General features: G+C 68.0%; 1 protein-coding gene. It reads right to left on the reverse strand.

Features of this window, described 5'->3' with window-relative positions:
* A partial coding sequence (locus DBR23_RS02945) for a polymer-forming cytoskeletal protein (protein WP_146191209.1) occupies positions 1-1,932 on the reverse strand: 1,932 nt, incomplete at both ends.

Genomic DNA, 1,932 nt, shown 5'->3' on the forward strand with positions numbered 1-1,932 from the left:
CACCCAGCGGGCGTCGTCGTCATGGGCCGCGCCGATGCGGGCGACCACACGGTCATCGTCCAGCACAAACACGGGGCCGACGAATTGGCCGGCCTGGGCGGCACGCGCCACATAGGCATCCGGGGCAAAGGCAAAGCGCTGGCGAAACCGCGTGGCAAGATCTTCGTCGGCCCAGTGGCTCACCACGCGCGCCAGTTGCAGCACGGTGGGCGCATCGGCCTTGCGCGGGTCTTCGGGCAGGGCGTTGTCGTGTTCTTCGGCGCCGTTCTCCTCATCGCCGCCACCGGCTGTTGCCGAGGCCTCGGCGCGGTTGGCATCGTTGGCCAGCTGGTGCGCGCGGATGGCCGCTACGTAGGCTTGCCCATCGGCCTGCCATTGCTCCGACAGCGTCATGAGTTCGACGGGAAACACGGCCGCATCGGGCAGGTCGGGCGGCAAGGATGGGGTGGCCAGCAGTTGCACGGCGGCTTCGATGCGGCGGGCCTCGGCCTGCTGAGCCTGCGCCTCTTCGTGCCGCGCGCGGATGCGGGCCTGCACCAGACCGTGAAAGCGCAGCAGGCGTGCAATGTGGTCGGCGGCGCAGCGGGGCAGGGGGGCGCGGCTGTCGCTCTGGCGCTGGGCGTAGCTGAACTCGACAGCGGCCGGCCCCTCGCGCGCCTCGTCCACATGGATCTGGTAGGCGCTGTGGGCGTTGTCTTCGTCATCGCCCGGCGCGTCATCACCGTTGCGCCAGCTGTATTTGAGCGCGCGGCCCCAGGGTTCGCCGTCGTGCATGCAGGGCTGGCGCGCCCCCACCCAGACCTCGCCCTCCCAGTAGCCGTTGCGGTCGCTGTCCCACCAGTCGTTGTACTGCTCGGTGAACACGGGCAGGCTGGTGAAGGCCTCGATGTGCTCGGCCGTCATAGTGGCTTGCAGGCGCTGGTAAAGGGTGTAACGCGCACGGTGCTGGCCCACGGCCTTGCGCACATAGTCCAGCACTCCGCGCCAAGCGTGTTCGCAGGCCTTCCAGGCGTCGGGGTCGTGGCTGGGCTCGGCGGGGGGCGCCAGCACCTGCCAGTCGCCGGGCTCCCCCTGCGTGTAGCGGCGATAGAGCAGCGTGCGCTGGGCGACCGTGGGGGCCGCGTGGCGCCACAGCTTGGTGGCCAGGCGCTCCAGCCAGTTGCGCGGCGCGGGCACCTGCTCCACCGACAGGTAGAAGTCCCAGGTTTTCCACACCGTGATGAACACGTTGTCGTCGCGCGCGTCGCCTTCTTCGTCCACATGCCGTTGGCACAGTGAGAAATCAGTCTGCTGGAACCAGCCGTAGGCTTTGTGTTCCTTGTGCGCAATCACTGGCGTGTGCACCACGGTCAGGATGTTGTCGATGCTGATGGTGTTGTCGGCGCACAGGTCGTCGGCCACAGGCTGGTAGGCGTGGATGTCTGCGCTGCTGCGCACCGTGCTCTGGCCTGCCCGCACGGCGGCCAGCACCTGGCGGCGGCTGATCATGGGAGCCAGGCCGTCTTCGCCGGCGTCCACGCCCTCGTGGAACTCGGGGGCGAACACGGCACCCACGATCTCGGCCGAGAACTCCGCACGGTGCGGCACACCGCGCACCTCGTCCAGCAAAAACTCCACCTTTTCTGGGCCTGTGATGTCTACGTGGTATTCGTCGGTGAACAGCGTCACCCGGGCCTGCAGCCCACCACGCACGCGCAGCTCGCCATGGTTGTAGTGGCCCCAAAGCAGGTCATGCACCTGCAGCGCACCTTGCACACACACCAGCTGTCCGCCGATCACGGCGTTCTGCACATGCAGGTTGCCGTTGACGACCAGGTGCGTCGTGCCGTCGGTGTTGGTGCTGGTCAAGGCGCCGTCGATGCGCAGGTCTCCATCCACCACGATCACAAAGGGCGCACGGGGTACGGAGGCCTCATTGGGGCCGTCGGGTTG

It is taken from the genome of Acidovorax sp. HMWF018, assembly GCF_003061035.1.
Taxonomy (GTDB): Bacteria; Pseudomonadota; Gammaproteobacteria; order Burkholderiales; family Burkholderiaceae_C; genus Acidovorax; species Acidovorax delafieldii.